At 32.5% G+C, this 25,400-nt stretch carries 27 protein-coding genes; 9 read left to right on the top strand and 18 right to left on the bottom strand.

Features of this window, described 5'->3' with window-relative positions; all coding sequences use genetic code 11:
* The first annotated feature begins 124 nt into the window (after positions 1–124).
* The 9 genes from P3T75_RS10730 (at position 125) to tnpA (ending at position 6,379) form a co-directional block, all read left to right on the top strand.
* Positions 125–367: a hypothetical protein gene (locus P3T75_RS10730; protein WP_282461572.1), complete on the top strand. Its 243-nt coding sequence runs from the start codon at positions 125–127 to the stop codon at positions 365–367.
* Positions 367–1,479 (top strand): radical SAM/SPASM domain-containing protein, encoded by a 1,113-nt coding sequence (locus tag P3T75_RS10725; RefSeq protein WP_282461571.1) that lies wholly within the window; start codon positions 367–369, stop codon positions 1,477–1,479. The genes P3T75_RS10730 and P3T75_RS10725 overlap by 1 nt, the downstream gene beginning before the upstream one ends.
* Before the next feature lie 66 nt (positions 1,480–1,545).
* Positions 1,546–1,740 carry a hypothetical protein gene (locus tag P3T75_RS10720; RefSeq protein WP_282461570.1) on the top strand — a complete coding sequence of 65 codons (195 nt, stop codon included), beginning with the start codon at positions 1,546–1,548 and terminating at the stop codon, positions 1,738–1,740.
* A 28-nt stretch (positions 1,741–1,768) separates the two neighbouring features.
* Positions 1,769–2,413 (top strand): hypothetical protein, encoded by a 645-nt coding sequence (locus tag P3T75_RS10715; RefSeq protein WP_282461569.1) that lies wholly within the window; start codon positions 1,769–1,771, stop codon positions 2,411–2,413.
* A complete protein-coding gene (locus P3T75_RS10710) occupies positions 2,406–3,263 on the top strand; it encodes a peptidase M16 family protein (RefSeq protein WP_071860828.1) in 858 nt (285 codons plus the stop codon). The genes P3T75_RS10715 and P3T75_RS10710 overlap by 8 nt, the downstream gene beginning before the upstream one ends.
* Positions 3,264–3,615: 352 nt before the next feature.
* Positions 3,616–3,936 (top strand): hypothetical protein, encoded by a 321-nt coding sequence (locus P3T75_RS10705; RefSeq protein WP_282461568.1) that lies wholly within the window; start codon positions 3,616–3,618, stop codon positions 3,934–3,936.
* On the top strand, positions 3,929–4,078 hold the full coding sequence (locus tag P3T75_RS10700) for a YrhK family protein (RefSeq protein WP_071860830.1): 150 nt from the start codon (positions 3,929–3,931) through the stop codon (positions 4,076–4,078). Before P3T75_RS10705 ends, P3T75_RS10700 begins: the two co-directional genes overlap by 8 nt.
* The gene (locus tag P3T75_RS10695) at positions 4,071–4,784 is read left to right on the top strand and encodes an ATP-binding cassette domain-containing protein (protein WP_071860831.1); all 714 of its coding nucleotides are present in this window, start codon (positions 4,071–4,073) and stop codon (positions 4,782–4,784) included. Before P3T75_RS10700 ends, P3T75_RS10695 begins: the two co-directional genes overlap by 8 nt.
* Positions 4,785–6,061: 1,277 nt before the next feature.
* Complete coding sequence (gene tnpA, locus P3T75_RS10690; RefSeq protein ID WP_282462602.1) at positions 6,062–6,379, top strand: IS200/IS605 family transposase; 318 nt, start codon at positions 6,062–6,064, stop codon at positions 6,377–6,379.
* Between the two features lie 547 nt (positions 6,380–6,926).
* On the opposite strand, the gene P3T75_RS10685 is transcribed toward tnpA, so the two are convergent.
* The 18 genes from P3T75_RS10685 to P3T75_RS10600 form a co-directional block, all read right to left on the bottom strand.
* A complete protein-coding gene (locus tag P3T75_RS10685; protein ID WP_282461567.1) occupies positions 6,927–7,244 on the bottom strand; it encodes a hypothetical protein in 318 nt (105 codons plus the stop codon).
* Positions 7,232–8,248, bottom strand: coding sequence for a hypothetical protein (locus P3T75_RS10680; protein WP_282461566.1), 1,017 nt, complete (start codon positions 8,246–8,248; stop codon positions 7,232–7,234). Before P3T75_RS10680 ends, P3T75_RS10685 begins: the two co-directional genes overlap by 13 nt.
* Positions 8,249–8,346: 98 nt before the next feature.
* Positions 8,347–9,387, bottom strand: coding sequence for a PHP domain-containing protein (locus P3T75_RS10675; RefSeq protein WP_282461565.1), 1,041 nt, complete (start codon positions 9,385–9,387; stop codon positions 8,347–8,349).
* 129 nt (positions 9,388–9,516) lie between these two features.
* Positions 9,517–10,643 (bottom strand): IS3 family transposase gene (locus P3T75_RS10670; RefSeq protein ID WP_113624675.1). Its coding sequence is split into 2 segments (ribosomal slippage): positions 9,517–10,415 and positions 10,415–10,643, totalling 1,128 coding nucleotides; the frame shifts between segments, so codons are not numbered across the junction.
* Between the two features lie 812 nt (positions 10,644–11,455).
* Entirely contained in the window at positions 11,456–12,481 is a 1,026-nt protein-coding gene (locus tag P3T75_RS10665) for a lysozyme family protein (RefSeq protein ID WP_282461564.1), read from the bottom strand.
* Positions 12,468–14,237: a CD3337/EF1877 family mobilome membrane protein gene (locus tag P3T75_RS10660; protein ID WP_282461563.1), complete on the bottom strand. Its 1,770-nt coding sequence runs from the start codon at positions 14,235–14,237 to the stop codon at positions 12,468–12,470. The genes P3T75_RS10665 and P3T75_RS10660 overlap by 14 nt, the downstream gene beginning before the upstream one ends.
* 12 nt (positions 14,238–14,249) lie before the next feature.
* Entirely contained in the window at positions 14,250–16,772 is a 2,523-nt protein-coding gene (locus P3T75_RS10655) for an ATP-binding protein (protein ID WP_085406756.1), read from the bottom strand.
* 14 nt (positions 16,773–16,786) lie between these two features.
* Positions 16,787–17,476: a TcpE family conjugal transfer membrane protein gene (locus tag P3T75_RS10650; protein WP_282461562.1), complete on the bottom strand. Its 690-nt coding sequence runs from the start codon at positions 17,474–17,476 to the stop codon at positions 16,787–16,789.
* A 2-nt stretch (positions 17,477–17,478) separates the two neighbouring features.
* A complete protein-coding gene (locus P3T75_RS10645; protein WP_003744475.1) occupies positions 17,479–17,817 on the bottom strand; it encodes a TcpD family membrane protein in 339 nt (112 codons plus the stop codon).
* Positions 17,818–18,837 (bottom strand): conjugal transfer protein, encoded by a 1,020-nt coding sequence (locus P3T75_RS10640; RefSeq protein ID WP_125180785.1) that lies wholly within the window; start codon positions 18,835–18,837, stop codon positions 17,818–17,820.
* A 4-nt stretch (positions 18,838–18,841) separates the two neighbouring features.
* The gene (locus P3T75_RS10635) at positions 18,842–19,216 is read right to left on the bottom strand and encodes a hypothetical protein (protein WP_085389007.1); all 375 of its coding nucleotides are present in this window, start codon (positions 19,214–19,216) and stop codon (positions 18,842–18,844) included.
* Positions 19,213–19,698 carry an antirestriction protein ArdA gene (locus P3T75_RS10630; protein WP_085389008.1) on the bottom strand — a complete coding sequence of 162 codons (486 nt, stop codon included), beginning with the start codon at positions 19,696–19,698 and terminating at the stop codon, positions 19,213–19,215. The genes P3T75_RS10635 and P3T75_RS10630 overlap by 4 nt, the downstream gene beginning before the upstream one ends.
* 12 nt (positions 19,699–19,710) lie before the next feature.
* A complete protein-coding gene (locus P3T75_RS10625; protein ID WP_085391360.1) occupies positions 19,711–21,012 on the bottom strand; it encodes an XRE family transcriptional regulator in 1,302 nt (433 codons plus the stop codon).
* Between the two features lie 373 nt (positions 21,013–21,385).
* Complete coding sequence (locus P3T75_RS10620) at positions 21,386–22,822, bottom strand: FtsK/SpoIIIE domain-containing protein (protein ID WP_085389010.1); 1,437 nt, start codon at positions 22,820–22,822, stop codon at positions 21,386–21,388.
* A 16-nt stretch (positions 22,823–22,838) separates the two neighbouring features.
* Positions 22,839–23,237 carry a DUF961 family protein gene (locus P3T75_RS10615; protein WP_085389011.1) on the bottom strand — a complete coding sequence of 133 codons (399 nt, stop codon included), beginning with the start codon at positions 23,235–23,237 and terminating at the stop codon, positions 22,839–22,841.
* Between the two features lie 15 nt (positions 23,238–23,252).
* The gene (locus P3T75_RS10610) at positions 23,253–23,573 is read right to left on the bottom strand and encodes a hypothetical protein (RefSeq protein WP_129160102.1); all 321 of its coding nucleotides are present in this window, start codon (positions 23,571–23,573) and stop codon (positions 23,253–23,255) included.
* A 57-nt stretch (positions 23,574–23,630) separates the two neighbouring features.
* Positions 23,631–24,194, bottom strand: coding sequence for an MSCRAMM family protein (locus P3T75_RS10605; RefSeq protein ID WP_282461561.1), 564 nt, complete (start codon positions 24,192–24,194; stop codon positions 23,631–23,633).
* A gap of 28 nt (positions 24,195–24,222) precedes the next feature.
* A protein-coding gene (locus P3T75_RS10600; RefSeq protein WP_113624675.1) for an IS3 family transposase occupies positions 24,223–25,349 on the bottom strand; the annotation gives its coding sequence in 2 pieces (ribosomal slippage) (positions 24,223–25,121 and positions 25,121–25,349; 1,128 coding nt in all).
* Positions 25,350–25,400 lie beyond the last annotated feature (51 nt).

Here is a 25,400-nt window from a genome sequence, read left to right as displayed (position 1 = left end):
GCAAATACATTACTACTTAACTATAAATAATAGTGTCATCATAATACGGAGTAATAGTATGATAAGCTCCGTATTATGTAATAGTTGGATTTAACTTGTAATTTAATAAGAGGAGGTGTCTCAAATGAACTATTTAGCAATTAATCCTAAGGTATCAATGTTTTTGACAAAAGATGCATACAATATAATCATCGAAAAAGAAGATTCCAACAAAAGGAAAATATATGATTATTTTTCTGTTAACAAAACAGGAAAACTTATTCTTGAAAGTATAAATGGAGTAGAAAAATTCGATACGATCATAGATATATTTATAAAAAACATAATCTTATTGAAGATGATCGTCAATGGATTACTGAATTCATAATGGATATGATTCGTAAAGAAATTATACTTGTTGAAAAAAAGCCAAGCAAAACGCCTCACGTTCTAGTGATATTTGGAGAGACTAATTTAATATCTCCAATGCATGTAACTATCGAAATTACTGAAAAATGCAATCTTTATTGTGATCATTGCTACTTAAACGCATCATGCAATAAAACTACTTCAATAGACTATGAAAGTTTTGAGCCTTTAGTAAAAGAATTAAAAGAAAATAACGTTTTATCTATCGAGTTAACAGGTGGAGAAGTTTTCATGAATAAAGATGCTGATGCAATTTTGGAACTAGCGTTTGCAGAGTTTGCTCAAGTTGCAGTTTTGACCAATGGAACAATTTTAAAAAAATCAAGTCTAGAAATTCTAAAAAGAAATAAAGATAAGTTAGTGGTTAGTATTTCTTTAGATAGTGTTTCGGAGGAAACACACGATTCTTTTAGAGGATTCAAAGGAGCTTTTAAGAGTACATGTAGAACTATAAAAAAATTGAGTGATGAAGGTATTCATGTAAGAGTTGCATCCTCGATTTTCGATAAAAATATGTGGGAAATTGATAAACTAGCAGAATTATCAAAGAGATTAGGTGCAGAAATCTTTGTTTATAATTTTATTGAAGATTTTGGTCGAGGAATAGAGTTCAACGAGTCTAATGCTATTGCATCTACAGAGAAGTATCGTAAATATTTAAATGATACAGTTCATAAATTTAAGGATATTATTCCTATAATTGAATCAGAATTCTTTTTAAAAGCATCATCAAACTGTGGTGCTGGGATCAATTCTTTTCTTATTGGTTCTAATGGGGATATCCGTCCTTGTGCAATATTCCCTAAAAACAAGATTTTTGGAAATATTTTTCAAGAAGAATTCTCAAATATTTTTAGCAAAGACATTTACAGCCAGTTAAGTAAAATAAAACCACCTAGTACAGAGAATGGATGTTCAGTAGATTGTCCAAAATATTTATCATGCTTAGGTTGCTACATGAAAGGATTAGAAAATAATTTTGATAAACAACCTAATGAATTTTGTACTTGGATAAAACACAATGATCTTGCTGAATTTATGGAAGTATATAAGGAAGGTCGTGCTGTCTAAATGAAATGTATATCTAAGTATTTTTTTAGGCATCTTCCCAATGAAGCTACTAAAAGAACAATTCTTTTGGTACAGAAAGAAATTATATCGAAAATTAATCATATTGAACTTGAATTAGGTATAGTGGTTAAAATGTTTGTAGTAGGATCAATTTCCAGCTCATTCGTTGAACTGGTTAGTATTCAATCAGTTGATGAGTTAACAGAAACTCAGTATAGAGAAATCATTACAAAAATAGGAGTATTAGAAAAAAAAATTTAACTCATTAGGTTCAATTGATATCTCCAGTTTGGAAATTGAGGATATTGGTTTAAAAAGAAAAATTAAAAATAATACTGACAAAACTTTTATAATTTTAAATAATCAATTTAAGAATTGGAATGACTATAAGTTCATCCCAAACAAAGAAATTTTGTTAGGTAAATTTGAATTGAATGGTGAACCACGAAATACGAATGTATCATTTATTGGTAATTATTTTAATATTGAATCTCTAAATTCATATGAAGAGCTTGCAAAATTGAAATTATATGAACAATTATGGGAAAGCAACAGAGGGTTACTTAATATCAGAGAGAAGGGGTACTGTTATTCGACAGTAGCGAAATTTCATGAAAGATTAAGTATTTTTATAATAGGATCAGTGGCGGAGTATAGTATTGAAAAAAGCGAATTCGTTAGAAAAAGTATCCAAAGCGCGAAGTTTTCAAGCGATAGTTTGAGGAAAGCAAAACAGAGATTGAAAAAAAACCTTCTAATTTCTTCTAGTATAAATCAATCTTGCTACACTCTGTTTCCTTTCTGGATTTTCAATAAAGAAGTAGTTATAGAAGATATAATCAACGTTATTGATAAATTAAATGTGGATGATCTACAATGTAAATTTTTATCTAGTGAATTTGTATGTACAAAGATTGGGGTAAATAATGAATAAAGAATATATCTATATGGAATTTAGTTTTCCTATCAATGTTTCAGTAGATCATATATATATATATCCAAAATTTGAAATGTTACCAGGTTATTTACATTTGCTTGAACACATGATTATACGAAATAGTAAAGTGGAGTTAGAAAAGTATGAACTTAAAAATAATATTTATAACGCATTAACTGATAAAAAGAAGATGAACTTTGTATTTATTCACAGTGATTTTGAAGAAATTCCTATTAGTTTTTCAGCAGATACCTTTTTTCAAGAAGAAGATTTTAATACAGAAAAAAAGATTATTATAGAGGAAAGAAAGTTATATCCTGATAATTATCCATCTGTCGATAAGATTTTGGGAACAGAAGATCAAATTGAAGAATTTAAGTTGAGAATTTTACAGAACATTTTAATAAACAATGAATTTTCTTTTATACACTTTAATTATGCCTCTCATAATCAAAAAATAAATGAGAAGAGAAAAGAGTACGTACCTATTTCTATGAATTCGATTTTTAATTCTGTAATTTCTAAAAGCAAAGGATATATTATTTTAAAAGAATCCTTTGTTGCAAAGTTAATTATCTATTTTTTAAGAATATTAGAATTCACTGTTATTGGGCTTAAGTTTAATGTTAACAAGGAAAATAAAAGAATAGAAATATCATATTACGAAAATACAGATTTACCCAAACTACTAACCCAAAAATCTCAGATATTAAAACGTTATAAAATATTTCTAAATGAGTTTAGGTTTCATAATCAAGAAATGATTTATCTAATAGAAAATTTTGAATGCGTAATTGAATTTGAAAAGTACTGGGAGGAATTGACTTGGGAAAAGCTTCTATATTAAAAAAGAAAGCTGTCTTTCTTTTTATAGTTAACCTAGTTATGTTGCTTATTGTATGGGGATTAAGAATTTATGGAATAAAGCCACCTAATGTATCAAACTATCTAGTTTGTTTGGTTTATTTCATTATTTTGATGTTAGAGTTAGAGTTCAGTAATATGCTGATTTTTTTAAAGAGCAATCGTTTTCCACACCTAATTTTCTTAGTAATTTAATTAGTACTATAAATATTGGAATCTTTCTCATGACTCTGCTCCTTTTATGCAATCGTTTATTCAACAATTCTTTTATAGGGATTTTAGATAGTAAAGTTTGGTTATTGAATATTTCTCTATTCTTAGTTAGTATATTATTAGTGATAAAAAAGCAAATCATAAATTTAAAAGATAAGAAGAAAGTGTTATTTATTTTTATAGGAATGGGATTATTCATCTTTCAGCTTACTGTTTTAGACGTCTTTTCTATTTTAGTGATTTTTTTTACTACAAGCATAATAGATAGATTTAATCTGAATGCTAATTATCGAACAATCACGTTGTATTTGTTAGTTATTCCTATGATTACATTATTATTAGTAGCCTTAAAGTCTCAAAATATTGTCGTTTGGTTTATAGTTGGAATGTTGATGATAGTATCTATTACAATTAGAAAGTTAGGAGGAGCTATTTATGGATAGAAAGTTATTAAGAATACTTATTGCTATTTGTTTTTTAGTAGGTGGTATTGTATTTTTGGTTAAGCAAGAATACATTTACGCCATAGTATTTTTTGTGGTGGCAGTTGTATATTTATTGAACAGAGGCAAACGAAATGAGTGAGAATGAACCACTATTGTTTATAAGCAATCTCAAATCTTGGTATGAGAAAGAAAAATTTATAATAGATATTGAGGAACTAACAATTTTTAAGCACAGTATAGTTGGATTAGTTGGGAGAAATGGTGCAGGGAAAACTACACTTATTAATACGTTGAGTAGTGTAACTGATCAATATAGTGTAACTAAAATTAAATGGTTGAACAAACCAATATCTTTTGAAAAATTAGAATTCAAGAAAAATCGATTTACTGTTTTTACAGAAAATAATGGATTTATGAATTGGAATTTTGATCAATACATTCGGTTGCTATGTAAGTTATATAACGTAGTATTTGATAATGAAAAATTATTGTATTTAACTGAGGGCTTTCATTTTACCTCATATAGAAATGTTCTGATTAAAGATTTATCCACAGGTAATAAAAAAAAGGTATTTCTTATTTCAGGACTATTTCTTAGGCGGCCTCTATTAATTTTGGATGAGCCTCTGGATGGTCTTGATTTTGATTCTACAGAATTTCTTTATAAAGAACTCATGGAATATAAAAAATATGGCTCAATTTTTATGAGTTCGCATATTATTGAAAGTATAACAAGAGTATGTAATGAAATTATGGTACTGAAAAACGGAAAGATAAATAGTTTCAAATTGCAACAGGACTTAGTTTCTGATCAATTACTTAAAAAAATAATGGGAGAACTTTAAATGATAACTATTACTTTTAGAGATTTGCTTAATTTAAAGAAGCTAACATTCACCTTAATTTCTTTATTAGCCGCTTGGTATTTTTCTTATAATTTTACTATTCATTTTAATCTGCCCATTATTTTTTTTAGTGTTTTTATTGTTACATTTCTCTCATCTATGCAGACATATTTTTCATACTTTATCAAAGGAAGGATCATTGACTATTATCAACTACCAATACCAATAAATCATTTTTATGTAATTTTTCTAACAAGTGTTTTCTTTGTAAATTTACTTGAAAGATTGTTAATATTGGGAGTCATATTTTATAGTCAATTTATTAGTAATTTTCCAGCATTTATATACTGTTTGGTTTATTCAATGTATGTTATATTGATTAGCTTCTTTACATTTGATCTTATGCAGAAAGATAGTCTAATTTTTTATAAAAAGCTTCTAAAATGATAACATATCTAATTGCTATGACTATTCCGATTTTGATAGATAGTCTCATACTACTATTCTTATTACTACTAGTTGCCGTGGTTAAATTAGTAAAAATAAAACATTTAGTCTATATTTCTGAACAATTAAGAAGCAGATCAAGCCTTGTTAAAAATAATTATTTTACCAATTCTTTAGTTATGGATGGTGCTTTTTTTATCAACTTGATTTTTGGGATGGTTTTCATTGCATATCTATTAATGCAAAATACTAATGTTCATGTTATTGTACCATTAATTTTTACTATAATTTCTATTAATTCACCCATTGCAACATTAATATCGTCAGATAGAGGAATGTTAAAACAGATTAAGTCATTGCCAAATTCTAGATATATTTATATGATGTATTTCAGACTACTGCTTGTCTATTTTTCTTCAATGAATGGTTTCATTTTTCTTATACTAATTTATTTGAATATTATAACTGCAAATTTGTTTACCGCTTTTTTATAGCAGTATTAATACTATTTGAATCAATATTTTCAACCATATTGGAGATACGTTTTCCTATAAAAAAATGGCATTTAAAAAAAGATATATGGAAAAATCCAAGAAAATATATTTTAGCTGCTATAGTTTATTTATTTACGTTTCTCTTTAGCTTTTTATTTTAGCTCCGATTCTCTAATCTCTTTGCAGAGATAGAGGATAGGAGCTATTTTATTAATGACTTTAGTCGGTTTCAATCGCTAAAGTGATTGGAACAAAAAAAACACGCGTACTGCGCGTGGAAGAAGTAGCTTTAGCGATAAAAGTTTAGCACATACTCGATGGAATTGTAAGTATCATATTGTGTTTACACCAAAATACAGACGAAAAGTCATTTATGGAAAGTTGAGACAAGATATTGGGAAAATATTGATAAAACTGTGTGAAATGAAAGAGGTAGAGATTATCGAAGCCCATGCAATGCCAGATCATATTCATATGTTAGTAAGAACCCCACCTAAACTGAGTGTATCAGGTTTTATGGGCTATTTAAAAGGGAGAAGTGCTGTAATTATCCACGAGCGTCATGGGAATGGGAATCGATCGTTTTGGGCCAAAGGATATTACGTGAGTATAGCGATCCACTTAGCAAATAAAGACAAAAAAATAGAGAGATAGCGGTTGGCGGTCTCTTAAAAAATCTCCCTTGTAGGGAGCAGCAAGTAGTGAGCCCTTCTAGGGCTATTAAAAAGCCAATTTTTTCAGCTGGATAGTTACCATTCATTTAAAAATTTGTTAGGGCGACAGTAGAAAGAATTACTTTCTCTTTAAAATATTCTCAAGAATTGATGGAAACAATTGGAGGAAAGAGTTTTCAACAAGTTATATGGGTTGGTAGAGGGACACGTAATAAAGAATAGCTACAGATCCAGGCAATATCTTGATACACCAGTTGCATCATTAACCGGCAAGGTCTTTTTTAGGAGCAGCAATGATTGTTTGAGTGAGACTGAATTAGCTTAAATAACTCAAGGATTGTATAGTCTTTTTGTAAAATTTTCTGAAAGAGTATATCAAAAAAGATGAATATTTTGGTGCATAATACTGTATATGATAAATATAAAAAGTATACGCTAATAGTCTTAACCTTTTCCATCAAAATAAAAGGCTTGCTAAAAATTCATAGCAAGCTTCTTTTTTTACAAATAGAGAAAGAAATCAAGATTTATTTTTTCTTTAATTGGATAAACTCCTCAAAATTTTGTTCAGATTGAGATAACTCTGAATTTAATTGCATAATGATATCTTCAGCCACTTCATTAAATAGATCTTTTGTAGTATCAGATAGTTGGAATTGTAATAATTTTTCATATGTTAGTATATAGTCAAAAATTGCATTAAAAAAAGCTTGTAAGTCAGTTGTTTCTGTTTCTGATAGTATTATCTTTGGTAGTTCAGAACATTGTTCAAATGATAATGATATTTCTTTGGGATCAGCAGTGGTATTTCTATTGATGATTGTTTTAATAGTTAGTAATTCCATATATTTTTTCTCCTTAAAAACATAGTCTCATTTCCCTCGAGGTGTTCAATTGCTAGAGGTTCCCATAATACAATCTCACTAGCATTTTTAAAATTTATTAATTGATTAGAATACATATTTCCAGTCATATAATATCCCTTTTGATCAGGGTATCTACAGTAAATACTTTGACTAGGTAATGTTGAAATTGCAATATTCGCATTATGTGTTGAGACTATTAAAGTTTTTCCGATATCTCTAAGTCTTTTTAGCGCAGGAATAACGTAACTGGCAATATATTTGTTACCAAGCCCTCGCTCCATCTCATCAAATAAATAACAATCATATTCTGTATTTTCTAGTATTGCTACAATAGAAAGAATAGATTTTTCACCTTCTGAAGGATTATAGGGTGTTGAAGAATCTTTTGTTTCTAATGTCATCCCTGGATAAGGTTTATGATCTGGATATTGTTTAGAAGGCACAGGATAAACCCTGATAACTTGATTTACAAATTGTTCACCAGTATATTTTTCGTTGGATTTAAAATAATTATTTATACCAGTAAAAGAATCAGAAAGTGAGAAATTCCGTAATTTCTTCATTAGTTCTCTGTTTTGAACAATAGTACTTTTATTAAACGGAGAGTCTAAAAAAACTTCATCTGATAATACCATCACTTTAGTTGTTAAATATACTATCCCTTTACCAGGCAAATAGCCTAATTTGTATTTTTCATCACTTTGTATACTATCTAACAGCTGGTTAATTTCTATGTTCCATTTATATCTTTCTAGACGTTTTGCTACTAAATTGGAAAATCCAATATTATTAGGTTTAGATTTAGTGCCAGTTTTTTTATCTACGCTGCCCTTAATTGTCGTTAAAAAATCTGAAATACTAGCATTAACAAAACTATTTTTAAAGTCTTTTTCAGATTCTGAATAGATATGCTGTTTTAAATTGATTAGTTCCGTTGAGAGACGGTCTTTGGCAGCATGGTCGCGTTTTTCTGACTTATTCAATTGTTCTACTTTATTGATTTTTGATAATTTTGAATTTAATTGTCTTTTGATTTCTGAAAATTCAACTCCAGATGAAGAGAATGTGCTAGCAGTTTTTCTTAATAAGTTCTTATTTTTACCATTAAATTTTTTTTGCTACATTCAATATATGTTTTAATAAAATTGGATATATTTCGTTCTTTGTAATGCGATATTTTGTCAAATAGAATAGCAATATCTTCAGAAGTTTCTTCATCAATGATCGTACGCTCAATTTTATTGTTTAGAATGTCTGTATATTTTTCTTTGTATTCAGACCCCTTATGAAAAATAAATTTTTTCCCGGATTCTTCGTAGTAAGGAATTAGTTCTTGCTCTATTAGTTTCGTTTTCCCCGAACCTTTTTCTCCAAAAATAATATTAATATCATTAAAAATTGAGATTTCTCCTCCATCAAAATAAATAATTTCACTATGAGCATTGTCTAGTAAACTTTTAATTAAAAGAGTTCCATCTTTAGCTAATTCTACAAATTTTTTAAATGTTTCGATTTTGAATTTTATTTCAGGTAAATTACTGGAAGAGTAAGTAGACCAGTCTTTAACGTCACTTCCAATTATAGCTAATTCTTTATGAGCATTAATAATTCCCATTGTTGCCAATTTTCCAGGTTCTAAAATTACGACGTAATCACTTAGTTTTTCTTCTAATCGATTTTTAAAACTAAAATCAATGGAGCGTTCTTTATCTTTATCTAGAAAATGGGGGATAACGATAATGTCATCTGAATTAAACTGCTTTACTTTATCAAAGAAGTCATTTTCTGATAAAGTAAACGTATCATAGTTTCTATTTGAATCATTGTCGAATGTTTTATAAAATGCTTCCTTGCATGATGGATCGCAAATCAGAACAATATGGCTTTGGTTCTTTTCACTTATTACATCAAGTTCTATTCCAGGGAAAATTACAAGTTCTTCATCTAACTTTTGTATTTTATCAAATTCGTGTAAGTCAAATTTATTATGGTTCGTAATGGCACACATACAAACCTCATTTTCATGCATTTTTTTAATAAAGTTTTCAGGAGAGATATTTCTTTTAGACCCATCTCCTTTTTTACATCTTTGAGTGTGTATATGAAGGTCGATTTTTAACAAATTTATCACATCCTTAGTCAGTCAAATAAATTAGATACTACAGTGAATAATTATAAGTATATCATGTGTACTTAATAACAAAGAAACTGGATTTGAGTCAATATCTTGGACACATTTTAGTAGAGACGGTTATGTCATTTTTTCTTTTGCCAAATCTTCAAACTCCTGAGGGGTTAGATAGTGAATCGAACTATGAAGTCGATTCCGGTTATAAAATCCCTCAATATAGCTAAATAGTGCACGATTTGCTTCTTCAAAATTTGAGTAGCTAGTCGTGTAAACTTCTTCCTTTTTCAATGAGGCGTGGAAAGATTCGATTCCTGCGTTATCATAAGGTGTTCCCTTTCTACTATAGGAATGCCTTATTTTGTTGGTTTCAAGCCATTTTTCTACTTCTGTTGCTGTATATTGACTGCCCAAGTCAGTGTGTAGAATCATTCCTTCCGGAATGTGATACTTTAGTTTTGCTTTATTCAACGTTTGAATGACACAATCCACCGTCATTCTTTTTGAAAATGTATAACTAATAATTTTTTTCGTGTGTAGATCCATGATGGAAGACAAGTAACACCAGCCATTTTTCTTAGTAGGAATGTATGTAATGTCAGCCGCCCATTTCTCACAAATAGTTTTAGTAGAAAAGTCCTGATTTAATATGTTCTCTTTTGAAATAATCGCTTTATTTAACCTTTGAGGTCTAAATTTTTTTACTACAATCGATCTTAAATTTAATTGCTTCATTAGCTTTTGGACATGTTTAAGAGATACTGAAATGCCATCTTTTAATAAAACTTGATGAATTTTAGTGGCACCATAGCGCTGTTTATTCGTAAAAAAAACTGTCGAAATAGTCTCTTTCAACGTATTATTTCTGATTTCTGTAGCTGTCAATGGCTTGTTTTTATAAAAATAGTAGACACTTCTAGGGATTTCTAATAACCGACATAACAAAGAAACAGTGTAGTCCTTACACCATTTTTCAATAAACTGAATAAGCGAATTTAGGTTTTCCGAGAGAATATGGCTGCGGCTTTTTTTAAGATTTCAAGTTCCTCTTTCAAACGAGCATTTTCTTTTTTTAGTTCAGCCACTTCTTTTCCAGTCAGTCCTGTGGACTGATTAGGCAAATATAAATTCTTCCATTTGTAAATCGTCGCTTCAGATAAGCCATATTCTTTCGCCAACCCTCGAACGGAACGTCCAGTTTGATTCAGTTCAACAATCATCTGTTTAAAATTTTCTTCATATCGGGTCATAAAAAATCATCCTCTCGTAGCTAAGTTTAATTTATTTTTGTCTCTACGAAAAGTTGTCTAAGATTTAATACTAACACCAAACCTATATTATATTAAACAATAGATCACAATTATAGTATAACATTTTTTATGTTACTTGGAACGTTTAAATGTGGTAGTATTTTAACAAGCAAATATAAATCCTTGCTTGTTAGATTGATTTTTAGGTTGGATAGTTTTTTAGCAGTTAATAGACTGTAACCAAGTGCTTAATACTTCTATTCAAAGCAAAATATAAAGATTTTTTCTGTATCTAGCACGGTGTTGAGTTTTGTAATATGCTCATTTAATTCAATATTAAAAATATTATTTGGTATCATTCTTTTCTTAGTGAGGTGAATTGTTTGAGTGACAAATCTTAGACAAACTCTGTAATTAATGTAGCTACTACATACTCTTTTTTCAGATAATTCTTAAAATTATTAAATTCAATTATTAATTCATAGGTTAAAACAGATTCTACATGCTCAAGATTTAATATATTTTAAGAAAAATCTTTATTCATCAAAATAAATTGTTGAAAGATAGTTGTATGTTAAAAAAGTACTATACAGATGATCTGAGATATACATGTAAGTAAAAGAAATGAATTGTGTCTAGGTCAAAAGTCTTAAATTTACTAAAATATAGAAAAATCAGTTAAATAAAATGCAGTCAAATCAAAGTTTAAATTTCCTTAATCTGACTGTATTTTTAATTTTGATTAGTTTTGTCCCATGCTCTTTTTTTTTTTTGAAGACCGTATTTAAGTCAGTAACATAGAATTTGATTGATTAAGGCGTCCCATATCCAATAATATAAGGACTATTTTTTTCATAACTTAGTTTAGCAATTTTGTCTCCTGAATTCCCTTCAATTGTGTAAACAATGCTATTTTCTGTTTTTTCAACAATTCCTACATGGTCGCTGACAGAATCACCATCCCAGTCAAAAAAAATGATATTACCACTTTTAGGCAAATTTCCTTTCCCCAACCACTGATTTTTAGCTTTAAAATTTTCAATACCTGTTGGGCAATAAGCGAACCGTTCCATTTTAACCCCAGCTTTTTCCGCATTATAAGAAACAAAAATAGCGCACCATTCTACACGCCCATTGAAGCCGTACCAACGCCAATATTTTTCACCACCATCATGAGTTCCTTCATCCAATTCTTTAAGTGCTGCCTTTACAATTGCTGCATTCCCTTGACTATTGTTGTTGGAAGTAGACGTGATGTATTGTTTAACAATTTGAGCATAAAACATATTGCCGTACGCATAACGATAATCATAGCCTAAGCTTACAGCTATAAGATTAGTGTAAGTGACTGTTTTTCCACCTGCTTGAGTTTTTGAGAATTGAATCGCATTATCCAGAGAGTAGCTCTTACCTGAATGACTTAGAAAGCCACCGCCAAAATTATAGGCTTGTACAATATTTAAAACATCGTAATTACGATGCCCCTTCCACATATCTGCAAAATATTTTACGCCAACTTCAATGGATTCGTTTGGATCTTGAATTGAATTTGGTGGCTTTCCTTGGCTTTCGGAACATTGCATTATATCGGGATATTTTTCTGAATTCCCTCCAGTTTCTGCCATTATAATTCCTAATAAACAAGGAATTGCTTCTTGAATTTCATTTTTAGTGGCTTCCTTTGTAACTTTGTTTTTCCATCGGAGCACTGCTTCTGGGAGGTTTTGACCTTCTTCGGAAGCAGTGTGTGTGGTAGAAGAATCACTGCCAGCGATGAGCATAAAAAAAACGAAAAAGAAGCCCAAAAAAAGCAAGGGAAATAACTTACGCATTTTCATAGGCTTGTTCCTCACTGAATTCTGACGTAGTATAGGTTTCTTTCCTTAGATGACTGATTTCTTTTTCTAGTTGCTGAGCTTCTTGTGCTGTAACTGGAGAAGGGAGGTGTAGCGCTGTTTCTGAGGAGTCGTTCTCTACATTGCTTGTTTCAATGAGTGATTCAACAGGTATTTCTGTTTCTTCTGTTAAATCATCTGGAGTAAGCAAATGATCATCAACTTCTTCTGTAGGTAACGCGGTTTCTGTGAGTAATGGCTCTGTATTTGAGACAGAATCAGGAGTGTTCTCAACAGGATCGTTAAGTACTACTTTTGAGTTTTTTACTTCAAAAGTATCTGTAGGGGGTGTTTCTTCTTTGGATTCCATTTGTTGTTCATCAAAAGGCATTGTAGTTTGATGAAGAGAAGTTTCTTCCTCTCCAGCTTGTACTAATAAATTATCCTGTAGTTCATTTTGACGATAAGCGTGATCCAATTCTATTCCAGAGCGAAGGTAATCATTTTCTGCGGTTTGTGTTTTATAGTCTTGTTCAACATAGCGATTTTGCTGATCTTCTTTTTGTGCTCGTTGTTGTTGCCTTTCTTGAATAGCTTGCTTGGGATTGAAAGAAAAGTCTTTTAATTCTGCTTTGCCTTTCGTCAATGAACGAACAATCTGACCTTTATTCTTCCAGATGAATAGCCCCAACAAAACTTTGACAAACAGTCCTACAATCATAGTGACAATGTTTGTGACAACAAAAAAAGTATCTAACAAATTTAAAATAGAAAACAAGAGACCAAAACTGAATCCAATCCCTATTTTTGAAGCAAACAGTGTCCCTAGTAACATGAAGCCATTTTTTAACAGATGGTGCATATTTGGAATCAAAGCTAAAAATAGTAGTGAAGGAAAGAGAAAGAGGATGCCGTAAATTAATAGCTGGATTAAAATGTTTGCAACTCCGATAATTAGTACAGCCGTTCCAATCACGATTAGCATGATAAATGTATTTAATAAAACAGCAACTTTTTCAGTCATACGATCTGAGGTGAGATAAGAATTTTTTTCTGAGTCTTTTTTTATTTTATCAGCAATCTCATCTGTCTTTTTTTGGTCAAATGTTTCACCACTTTTAACTAGATAGGATTCAAATTGCTCTTTTGATACGTCTGTTTTTCCAAAGTTGAGTAGAGCATAAGGTTTAATAACAAATTCATCAAAAATGAGATTTCGGATATTACTTGTTCCGTCTAGTTGTTGATTTGATCCAAGTAAATTTTCTGAGATATTGCCAGTGTTTTTGGTTAGACTACCACTTGTTAAATCAACTAATTGTCCTTGCACATTTTGTGAGAGGGTATTCACTTCTTGAACTTTGTTGGCACCATCAGCGAAAAATGTCATACTGCCCACATAGATTAAGGTGAAAATACCAAAACGGATTAATGCCTTGCTGATTCCTTTTTCAAAAAAATCCTTCACTGAAATGACAATCACAAATGTAAAAAGGAGAATCCCTACAACACTGAATAATTTGTTGTAAATAGCACCGGTAGTGGAGAATAAATCTGGTAATACTCCTTCTAATAAATTTAAACTAAAGAGTTTGTCTATCACATAATCTAATGCCAGAACAAGGTATTTGATTAAGCCAAAGGCAATATTGAGCAACGCATTTAGCACACTTTGTAAATTTTCATTGATGCTAAACCAGCCGCCTTTTTCAAAAAAGGATTGGAAACTGTCAATATCAAATAAATCTTTTAGTAACATAGCAGCTCCTTTCTAAGTGCTAAAGGTCGTTTCCACATCTGCACTTGTATTTTTTTTGACCGTTTGCAGCATTTGATGGATTTCTTCATAAGGACAGTAGACAAGCATTTTGCCAACACGTCCTCGTAAATCTAAATAAAGGCAATGATATTTTGGTAGATTTTTTAACCACTCAATATTCTCATTAGTGATTTCTAATCCTAAATGACGAAGAATATCTTCTCGTTCATCTTTGTCATCGTATGCAAAAATTCGTCCAAAGTTTCCTGTATCATCTTCTTCGGCTGTATCTTTAACAGATTGAGTGACAATAATCAGGGTATTGTTAAAACTTCGACCAACTCTGCGCATGGATTTGATAATCGCACGACCGTTTTTAGAAGAATTAAAAATCCAACTTTCATCAAATAGAACAACAGTGCTTTCCTCTCGGTCACGTAAGCCGAAAAGTTCACAGAATTTTCCAATAGACATCATCAACATGACCGATTTTCTTTGGGTAGCACTGTAATCATTGCTAAGTGTTTCTGCACGAGGCATTTCTAACCCCAAAACTTCTAAGATAGTCACCTTATTCGTAAGATTTAGTCCTTCATTTTCGCCATAACTAAAAGCTAATTCTAAAATAGAACCTTGTACTGATTTCTTGATTAAGCTGGCTGTATCTCGTACCTCCTCATGTGGACTTTCCAGCATGAAGTCAACTACATGAAGTAAGCCTATTCGTTCACCTTGATCTCTTCTTTTTAATACAGTTTCGATTCCTTCTAGCATTGCCAATCTTGATTTTTTCTCTCTAGCACTAGTAAAATCATAAAGCTCTTCAAATAAGTCTTGCGCCATGTCTTTTGCAGCTACTCGATTAGGAATAAAACAGAAGGGATCAAGAACGCCTTTGTTACTGGTTTTATTTGGATCAAGTCTCACTTGGTGGAAGTGCTGTTGAATGAAAGCACAAGTGTCGGGATACTTTTCTTGATAAAGTGGATGATTGATAACCTCCATAATCCAATCGAAGAACTCAGATTTAGGATCAACGTACAATCCTTTTCCATTCATTAAAACTGAAAGGAAGAAAATAAACTTTGCCAAGTAGGATTTTCCGTTTCCAGTGGGTCCAGTGATGGCAATGTGCGGGCTATTGGCTTTTTTATCAGCGATATCATTTTGGTTCCCAATAGATGGATTAAAGAAAATGGGTTTTCGACTCGTTTTTGCCACTTCTTTTGGTGTTAAGTTTCGAGTGTTTTTCAATTCCGAGACCATACCAATAGGAATTCCTACGTTATCACCAATCCGATTTTCAACACTCAATAACATTTCACTAATTCCTTCAACTGTGGTGTAGTGAAGCCAATTTTTTTCAGAACCTAGTTTGTTACCAGCTAAAAATTGATGGAAGAGAAATACTTGATCGGCTAAGCCTTTGACTATTTCAACATTTCGAGATTGGCATAAAGAAATGACGGTACGAATCCGACTACGACATTCCTCTGGTGTTTGTCCAAAGACACCAAAAAGTCCCAGCCATTTAATGACAGGGACTCTTAAGTCTATTTTATTGTTTAAGTCGGTCAAAGCATAACGATTAAAGCGACTGGATTTCATTTCGGAATCGCCCATAGAAACCGTTTCTTTTGCACTATTTTTTAATCGCTTGGCAGCACGAGAAGACTTTCCTTTTAATCCTCTACCACCTTTTAAGGGTTCAAAATGCCCTTTGAGTCGGAATTCTACTGGAAAGGGGAGACTTTGCACCACTTCTGCTATATGATTGAATGCCAAGTTGGGGGCGAATTTATGAATAGGAAGCAGAGCAATGTAGCTAGTTCCTTCTGAGCTTCTTAACTTTAATAAGCCTTGTTCTTCTGTAGGATCAAGAATAGTATCTGTTAATGAATAGTTGCTATTTTCAACAAAATCAAGATCAAAGGAAGTCTTCATTCCACGTACATAGGGATAACGGCAGGCTTGTAGCACTTCTTGTTCAGTAAGTCTACGCCCATTAACCGTTCCAACAAGTTGAAAAATTTCTGATTCTATTGAACGGTATCGTTTTAAAAAATCTTCATCAACAGTTAGGTGATAGTAGTTCAAGGATAATAACTTTCCTGCGTAATAGTCAACGACTTCCATCGCTTTTCCTTTTACAGTTGTTGCAGAAGATAAACTAGAAAGTTTAACCCCAATATAAAATTTTTCCGTTGTGAGAACTCGAAGTTGATTTTCTAATTCGGAAAGTGTTCGATCAACTAAACTATCGCCCATTGATTTTGCTTGTTCATCAAAATTTTCGGAGAAAGCTGCTAGCCGCTCACTAAGATTGTAAGAATGCGGATTTAGAAATAGTTCAAAGTCCTCAAAACGGCGTAAGCTTTGTAAAAATTGATTCCATTTTTGTTTATGCTTTTCTTGAATTTCTTTATTTTGACCAATAACATAGTCGCTAGGACAAGTAAAATATGCCCAAACTTCATTTTCTGTAGTAAGCAATAAATTATGATAAACCTTATGAAATGGCTGTTTAAACTTCATTTTTTTCCACCTTTCTATAATAATCTAGTGATTCGTTTACGAATGGATTGCTTGATTAATGACTGATATTGTTCCTTTAATTTAGTAATTTCTGACATCGGGATAACTCCGTCTGCAAATTGTCGAAAGAGTATTTTCTTCATTAGCAATACTTCATCATCTGTTTCAAACAATTCATAGAAACCTTCTTCTCTTGCCTTTAAGGATTCAAATTCATGGATTAGTTCTGGAACAACACTATCTTTTATTTCTTGTTTCAATTGGTCAACATCTAATGTATTCATTTTTGCTTCTCCTTCTTTTTTTATGGAAAGCTGTTCAACGGTACAGCGATCATAAATTACTTTTTCTTGTTTAAATGAGTGAAGTTGCTCATGATACAGTGATTTATGCCCAAATACAAAGGTCAGAAGATAGAGAAAATAATCTTTCAAAAAAATATCCGCTCTCTTTCCATCCGGCTCAACTCGGTTAAATAGTTGTACTAATCCATAAGGAATAGCTAGAGAAACTATGACGACTAATTGATTCATTCCAAAAAGTATCAAGAGAGCACTAAACACAATCGCAAAACTGACTGTTGCAACAGTGAAATCCTGTGCATAAACAACAAAAGGTAAGTGGACATTTTTGGCAATTTCTCTGATCATATAGGGTGCATTGAAGGGCTCTCTATAGTCTAATATCTGTTTTTCTATATTCATGACTATAACCCAAAGTAGCTTTTTAGATTAGAAAGTGAATTAAGAACGCCTGTAGGGTCTTTGATAACAGCGTAAATGATACCGCCAAAAAAGAGGATTGCAAAACCTTGAATCCATTTTGAATTTAGAAATTCTTTGATGACTAAATAAACAACAACTACACCAAAAATTGGTGCAATCCAGTCATTCAAGATATAGTTACTGGCTTCCTTAGCGTTTGCATCAGCATAAGCGACAGGAGATAGAGCGAAAAAGAATAAAAGGCTACTGAATAGTGTGGTGAGTTTGACAGTTAGTAGTTGTCTTTGCTGAGGAGAGCATACTATTTTCTTTTGTTTCATTTAAATTCCTCCTAAATAATGATGAATGGTTTCAATGAAATAAGTGTTTTCTCGTTGCTTCAACAATAAAGTCATGGTTTCCTTGTGACCTATTTTTGTTTCACCATCAATAACATCAAATGTAACAAAAGCAAAGAGTTGTTTGTCTTTGAAGAAGGGTTTAATTTGGCTATTGCTTATCTGATAATGACCTGTTAGAATTTCTGGTTCTTTCATCATAAATGCCATATCTTCCAATGAAGCAGATACATATTTATCAAGGAATGACTGGATGAAACTGACAACCATTTTTTCTTCTTTGGTATCCACTTGTTGGTACTGAGAAATATCAGGCATTTTTAGTTGCCCATTTTTTGAAGTTAGTGAAGGCTCAAGAGTAAAATAAGGATAGGCAGTCACTTTAAACGATTGATTTTTTAATTGTATAAAAGGGATATTTAACAACACACGATTTTCAATTTTTTCGTAGTCAATATATTTTTCTTTGGTGACTACTTCTTTATTACCTTCTTTTTTCTTTACATCACGTTCTTTTGTAACTGGAGCATTGATTTCATAAGCAATACGGTATTGAGCCACCAATTGTCCATTTTCACTGATTAGATTATAAAAATCAGAAGAGAGTAGTTTTCGTTCAGTCCCCGTATTCTTTTCTTCATCTAGGGTAATCATGAAATAGGTCTCTTGGAGTGAATTAAAACGTTTTTCAAATGCTTGCTGCTCGGTAGGAATATTAATGTAAGCTGTAATGAAAGGCTGTAGAAACTGTTTATACAATTCTGATGTAACAGCTGTATTTGTCTTTTTTGCTAATTCTTTGTGAATCGTTTCAGTTAATGTGGTTTGTTCTTTGCGAATAAGACTTTGCATTTGGGTAGATTTAACAAAGGCAAAGGGACCACTGCTGATTAACAAAAGCGTTAGGATTAGAAAGAAGGTACGAGTCGTTCGGATACTAGCGGCTTTTTCTTCTTTTGGTAAAGCTGGGGGATGATTCTTTTTCTCTTTGATAAATTTCATTGAGTTACTCCTTTGCGATTATTAAAAAAGGGAACCCCTTTACCAAATAAAGAAGTTCCTTTGCAGAAAGTTGCGTACCATAAATTTTTAAACGACTAGGCTGAGAATTGAATAGATAGGTAGCTTTGTAAAAATCATACGAATAACCAAGATAAACACCGGAATCGCTATAACGTTCTAGTCCTTCAATATAAAGACTGGTGTGTTTAGAAAGAATTCGTTCAAAACAGACTTCTTTTTTAGGAATAAAAACCAGATTTTCTCGTTGAGTTAGTTTTTTTACAGTGAGAAATTGCCGAGCTTGTCTTTCGGGAATTTGTCCTTCTAAATAGAGAAAGCCATATTTTTTGAGTTCTTCTTTGAGATATTTCTGATTCATGACAATACCTCAATAATAGTATTGTCGTTTGCTTGATAGAGGCGTCCATCTTGGCGTAAATCTTCACCAATTCCCCCATAGTCAACATTCCACTTGATTAAATCAGGAACACCAGATAAATAGCCAAGATCATCCACTAATTGTTCTGCATAGTCTTTATAAGAATAACAGTCAGAGTAGACTTGAATTTCATCAATTTGTTCAAATGCATCTAAAATATCGCTGAAAAATCCGTACTCTACAAGTTCACCTAAATAGTGAATGGCTGGGTGTCCACTATGCTCATCCAGTTGTTCTGCTACTTCATTCATTTCATTAAAATTTTCATAGTGAGAAAGGGTAAATGGTGCCATGTAGTCTGTTATTAAATGTTCCTGCCCATCGTCCAATTCGATTTTTTCTTTTACCTCTTCCCAATCAATAGGTAGTTCAAACCATCGCCCTTTATGGGTATGAAGATTTTCGATATATAATTCAATCATTTTTTTCACCTCTCAATTAAATAAAAATTGTGCTAATAGCTGTTCGACTTCATCTTGTGTAACAGTTACAGAAGAGGGAGTAGCTGCTTGAGTTTCTTCTTGTAGCAATAATTCTTTTATTGTTGTTGTAAGTTTTGCCAGCTCTTCTTGATCTTTTTCTTTTAGCTCTGCTTGCTGAATTCTAGACATTAACTCATTTTTGCCAAACGTTTGATCCATAATCCAAATTTTCTTTAGCGTAGGAGCAAGATAGTTTGAGAGCCAGCGTAACGCTTTATCATAATTTGGTTTTTCACCCTTCATGGTCAACCGTAATTCTTGCATGCTTTCAATGACCATGCGCCAATTTTGACTGTAATGAGTGCGTAGTCCATTTGAGTCGCAATCATATACTTTGATGGCAGTATCAATTAATTCTTTGACGATCCATTCAATTGTTTCTCCTGTAGAAAGTAAATACTCAACAAAGAGATAGGCTTTTTCGTCAGCTAAACGGATTTCATAACGATTTTTAATGCCATATTTTTGCCGAGCCATTTCAACAGAGATTTCTTCTTTTTTTGCTAGTTCATAATCTTTTTGGTAAAAGTTTAAATAAAATGGGGACTGTCTGGAACCAAAGTAAAGAGAGAGTCCTTTGTTGAGCTGTTGTCCATTCTTCACAACAATTCCTCCTGTAAAATCAAAATTGCGAAAAGTGGTATCGACTAATCCTTGTTCAACTTTTTCTTTCAATTCAAATAAATCGTAATTGGGATAAAGAAGGGATAGATGTTCATCCAGAGCCAAATCAATTCGTGTAATTTTGGTGTCAATTATTAGACCTTCACCAAAAATATTCGATTGATAAAGCCGCCAAAAGAATGTCGTCCAAGTTTCTTCTTGTTCTTCTAGTACCAATTCATATTCTCGACAGCCTTGTCCACGCAGTTCAATCATTACCCCCATATTTAGGTTTTCTGGATTTGAGAAAACAAAGATGTCACTGAAACAATAGCTTTCTGTATAATGATTAAAGCCATAGTTTTTGTAAATGAACACATCTGGATTCATTTGTAATATCTTCTCAATTACTTGAGAAGGGGAGTGGATTTTGAAGCGAACACGAAGAAAATCAATTTTTGCTTCCATGGGTAGAATGCCACCGTCCATATGGAATGTTTTGCGTATTTTTTCTATGGATTTTTTTGTGATCGTTCGTTTACCAGTTTCAATCATAGAGAGGTATGATTTACTCCAATCAAGCTTTTCGGCAAATTGCTGTTGTGTTAACCGTAGTCGCTTTCGTAAAATTTTTATTTCTTGATTATTCATGGGTCACCTGCCTTGTGTTCACTAAATAAATGAAAATTGTTTACAGCTTTATTCTTAAAGAAAAGCTTTATTAATAAGGGATTTTGACAACCAATTTGTCTTTCTTGCAAAAAGTTACCCCCATGTTATTAAGCGGGGGTAACAGGTTAGAGCGAGCGCTGCTCGCCCTAACCACGCACAGTCATAGGCAGGAAACCTGCCTATTCCTTTTCGTTCTATCGCCACACACCAAAGTGTGCGGCTTTCACAAGGAAACCTTGTTCATAAAACGAAGCGGTTAGTATCAGCTTCTTCCATCCGCTGAGGCAACGAAAAAAGGGCAACAAAAGATAAAGCTTTCCCTTTCCCTTTTTTCATTGATATAGGGAGTATCTCATCCTAATTTTTTCTGTGAAAGTCCAAAAGCTGAATGTGCTTCATTAATTTCCTCAGTAGTCATTTCTTGTAAAAGCTCTTTTATATTTAATGTTTGCATAGTACCTATTTGTCTAAGTTCTGCTAGGAAATCATATTTTTTCGGAACAATAGGGGCATAGAATTCACGAGGAACTCCTGAGCCACTATCGCAGTAGCCTCTGCCTTTCATTCGTTTATTGATGAACGCTTTTCCTTTTTGATCCGATCCAAAAGTCATGTAATAGCCCTGTTCTGATAGCTTTCCCAAGCTAACTCGAAATAGAAGATTATCACGTACACCGCCACCAAAGTTATCTGCATCAGGACGTTGGGTTGCTAAAATGAGAAAAACACCTGCTTGTCGTGCTTTTAGAACAAGTTCCTTTACATATCGCAGAATTTCGTCCTGTTCTTTATAGGTTAAGGTGCCAAAAAAGGCTGCCCACTCATCAACAATAATAAAGTAGGGAGGAATACCATAGTATGCAAAGTTTTTCCCTGTTGTATAGTTAGGGAGAGCCCTCATATAAACATAACGTCGATTCATTTCTTCTACAGCATTCTTTAAACATTTCGTAATCCATTTTGTCCCGTAAAATACGTGATTTTTGAATAAATGTAGACTTTCTAAATCTTTTAAATCTGCTTCTTTTGGATCACATACATCAACCGTTCCAATCTGAATGAGCGCATGAATTAAGGTGAGCAGAAAGTAGGACTTGCCACCCCCTGTGCCTCCAGTTACTAACATGTGAGGCACTTCGGCATAGTCCCATACAACGCCATCCATGAGTTTGACTTGTCCATTTGTTACGAAGCAATCTTCAATTCCAATTCGCTTACTGATCACATCAATCATCAATAAATAGGTGGTGAAGCCCATTTCTTTTTGTTCCTCAATGAAGTCAGCAATGTACATTTCTTCAAAGGTCTTTGCAATTTTTTGAAAACGGTCATGCCATTTCATCCCATCTGTAGGAACTGTCAAATAAAGAATTTCCTTGGTATTACGGTAATAAACTTTCGGAAAAATTATCTTCTCAGTTGTGGGTTCTTTTGATTTCCGTTCCGTTTTCTCATACAATCCATTGCTTTTCAAGAGACGAGCTAACATTTGCCGTTGGTAGACTCGATAGAAGAAGCCACCTTTTAAAAAAGAAACTCTGCGAATCATGACCAAAACTAACAACGGCAAGAAGAGTATTAAAAAAAGCCCTCCAATGGGAACTAAGAGGGCAATCCAATCAATTATTTGTCTTTGCTGCATAATTAGGATTAATGGATAGATAAAAAGGTAGCTATAGTAACCAGCAAATAATAGAAAAGGAAACCAAGTTAGTAGAAGGTAGGTACGATAAATAGATAGATGCAGAGGACGAATTCTACGCCCACGATAATGAAAGAATGTGTTCATAGTTGCCTCCATTCAATTAATTTTTAGCGTTTTGATCTCCTTTAGCCTGCTTTACAATAACTGGTTCTACTTTTTTTAGTGATTCTGCTCTGATTTTGAAGGCTTGTTCAGACTGAATTGAATCATTATAGCCAGTATAAGAAGAAAGCCAAGCAAGTGCAGTTACTTCTCCAGTGAGTTCTACTTCATCATCATAAGAGAAAGGTGTGGTATCAACAGTTTCAGGGACAGTGATATCAATTTGGTCATTTTTAGCTTCGGAATAGACAGTGATCCGTTGTTCTCGAACAAAATCTGTTCGGTTGCCCTCTGTATCTGTTTCATAAATTTTTTTGCTATTCAAATAAAATAATTTTCCAAACGTTCTTCGTGTATCAAAATCTTTAACAATATTGTCTTCAAATTTTAAACTCATCATTTTTCTCCTTTTCTAGTTCAGTGTCAGCAGTTGTTTAGCAAAAATTTGTAATTCAAGTGAGCGGCTTGCTGTCCCAATATTATTTCGTTTGGCACTAGGAACAAGTGTAACTTCACGCAGCTCAACTTCTTTACGACCTTCAAAACGTAGGGAGTTTCGTAAATTTGGAACGATGATTTCAAAGTCAGGATGAAGAGCAGTGGAGGCTGTAAAAATACGACAAGGGACTCTTTTTCCCTCTACATAAATTTCTCGTTCTTCTTTAACGGTTGCTTTGATTTTATTTCCTAATTGATTGTCCTTTAAGACAATGCTTGTGACACGATTGGACATCTTTATTCCTTCTTTCTTTTTTATTAAAAAAGGAGACATAGAAATGCCTCCAGTTTTCTAGTTATTTTTGTTATGCTGTTTCTTCTTGTTGTAGAAGTAATAACCAGCAATACTGACTAATAGTGCACTACCTAAAATGACCCCAGCGATAGAAATGACTTCGCCAGTTTGTGGCAAGCTTCTTGTTACAGAGGTTTCTTTTTTACTTGGAATCATCTCGTTCGTCATGGTACATTTGACAAACTCACCATCTTCTAGGATTTCAAACTTAATCGGTGTTTCGTCTATTTGATAGCCAGTAGGGGCTTCAAATTCTTGGAAATAATAGACTCCTCGTGGTAAGTTTTCAAAACTAAAATGACCTTGACTATCTGTTTTTCCTTCAATGATGATTTTTTTATCCTTATCAAGAATACGAACGCCTGTATCTGGCAGCTCTTTTCCATTTGACACGTCCGTTTTTGTTAGTTCAGCAATACCTTTGACTAAATGATTTTTAATCTCCAGCAGTAGAGGCGATTCTTGATCGGTTTGTGGTTCCTCAGCTGGGGTAGTTTCATTAGCTAATTGCTTATTTGTATTTTCTTCTAGCTTCTCTTCATTAAAGTGGATTTGAGTCAATATCTTGGACACATTTTAGTAGAGACGGTTATGTCATTTTTTCTTTTGCCAAATCTTCAAACTCCTGAGGGGTTAGATAGTGAATCGAACTATGAAGTCGATTCCGGTTATAAAATCCCTCAATATAGCTAAATAGTGCACGATTTGCTTCTTCAAAATTTGAGTAGCTAGTCGTGTAAACTTCTTCCTTTTTCAATGAGGCGTGGAAAGATTCGATTCCTGCGTTATCATAAGGTGTTCCCTTTCTACTATAGGAATGCCTTATTTTGTTGGTTTCAAGCCATTTTTCTACTTCTGTTGCTGTATATTGACTGCCCAAGTCAGTGTGTAGAATCATTCCTTCCGGAATGTGATACTTTAGTTTTGCTTTATTCAACGTTTGAATGACACAATCCACCGTCATTCTTTTTGAAAATGTATAACTAATAATTTTTTTCGTGTGTAGATCCATGATGGAAGACAAGTAACACCAGCCATTTTTCTTAGTAGGAATGTATGTAATGTCAGCCGCCCATTTCTCACAAATAGTTTTAGTAGAAAAGTCCTGATTTAATATGTTCTCTTTTGAAATAATCGCTTTATTTAACCTTTGAGGTCTAAATTTTTTTACTACAATCGATCTTAAATTTAATTGCTTCATTAGCTTTTGGACATGTTTAAGAGATACTGAAATGCCATCTTTTAATAAAACTTGATGAATTTTAGTGGCACCATAGCGCTGTTTATTCGTAAAAAAAACTGTCGAAATAGTCTCTTTCAACGTATTATTTCTGATTTCTGTAGCTGTCAATGGCTTGTTTTTATAAAAATAGTAGACACTTCTAGGGATTTCTAATAACCGACATAACAAAGAAACAGTGTAGTCCTTACACCATTTTTCAATAAACTGAATAAGCGAATTTAGGTTTTCCGAGAGAATATGGCTGCGGCTTTTTTTAAGATTTCAAGTTCCTCTTTCAAACGAGCATTTTCTTTTTTTAGTTCAGCCACTTCTTTTCCAGTCAGTCCTGTGGACTGATTAGGCAAATATAAATTCTTCCATTTGTAAATCGTCGCTTCAGATAAGCCATATTCTTTCGCCAACCCTCGAACGGAACGTCCAGTTTGATTCAGTTCAACAATCATCTGTTTAAAATTTTCTTCATATCGGGTCATAAAAAATCATCCTCTCGTAGCTAAGTTTAATTTATTTTTGTCTCTACGAAA

The organism is Enterococcus montenegrensis (assembly GCF_029983095.1).
In the GTDB taxonomy this organism is placed as follows: Bacteria; Bacillota; Bacilli; order Lactobacillales; family Enterococcaceae; genus Enterococcus_C; species Enterococcus_C montenegrensis.
This window is presented reverse-complemented; position numbering and strand designations above follow the sequence as displayed.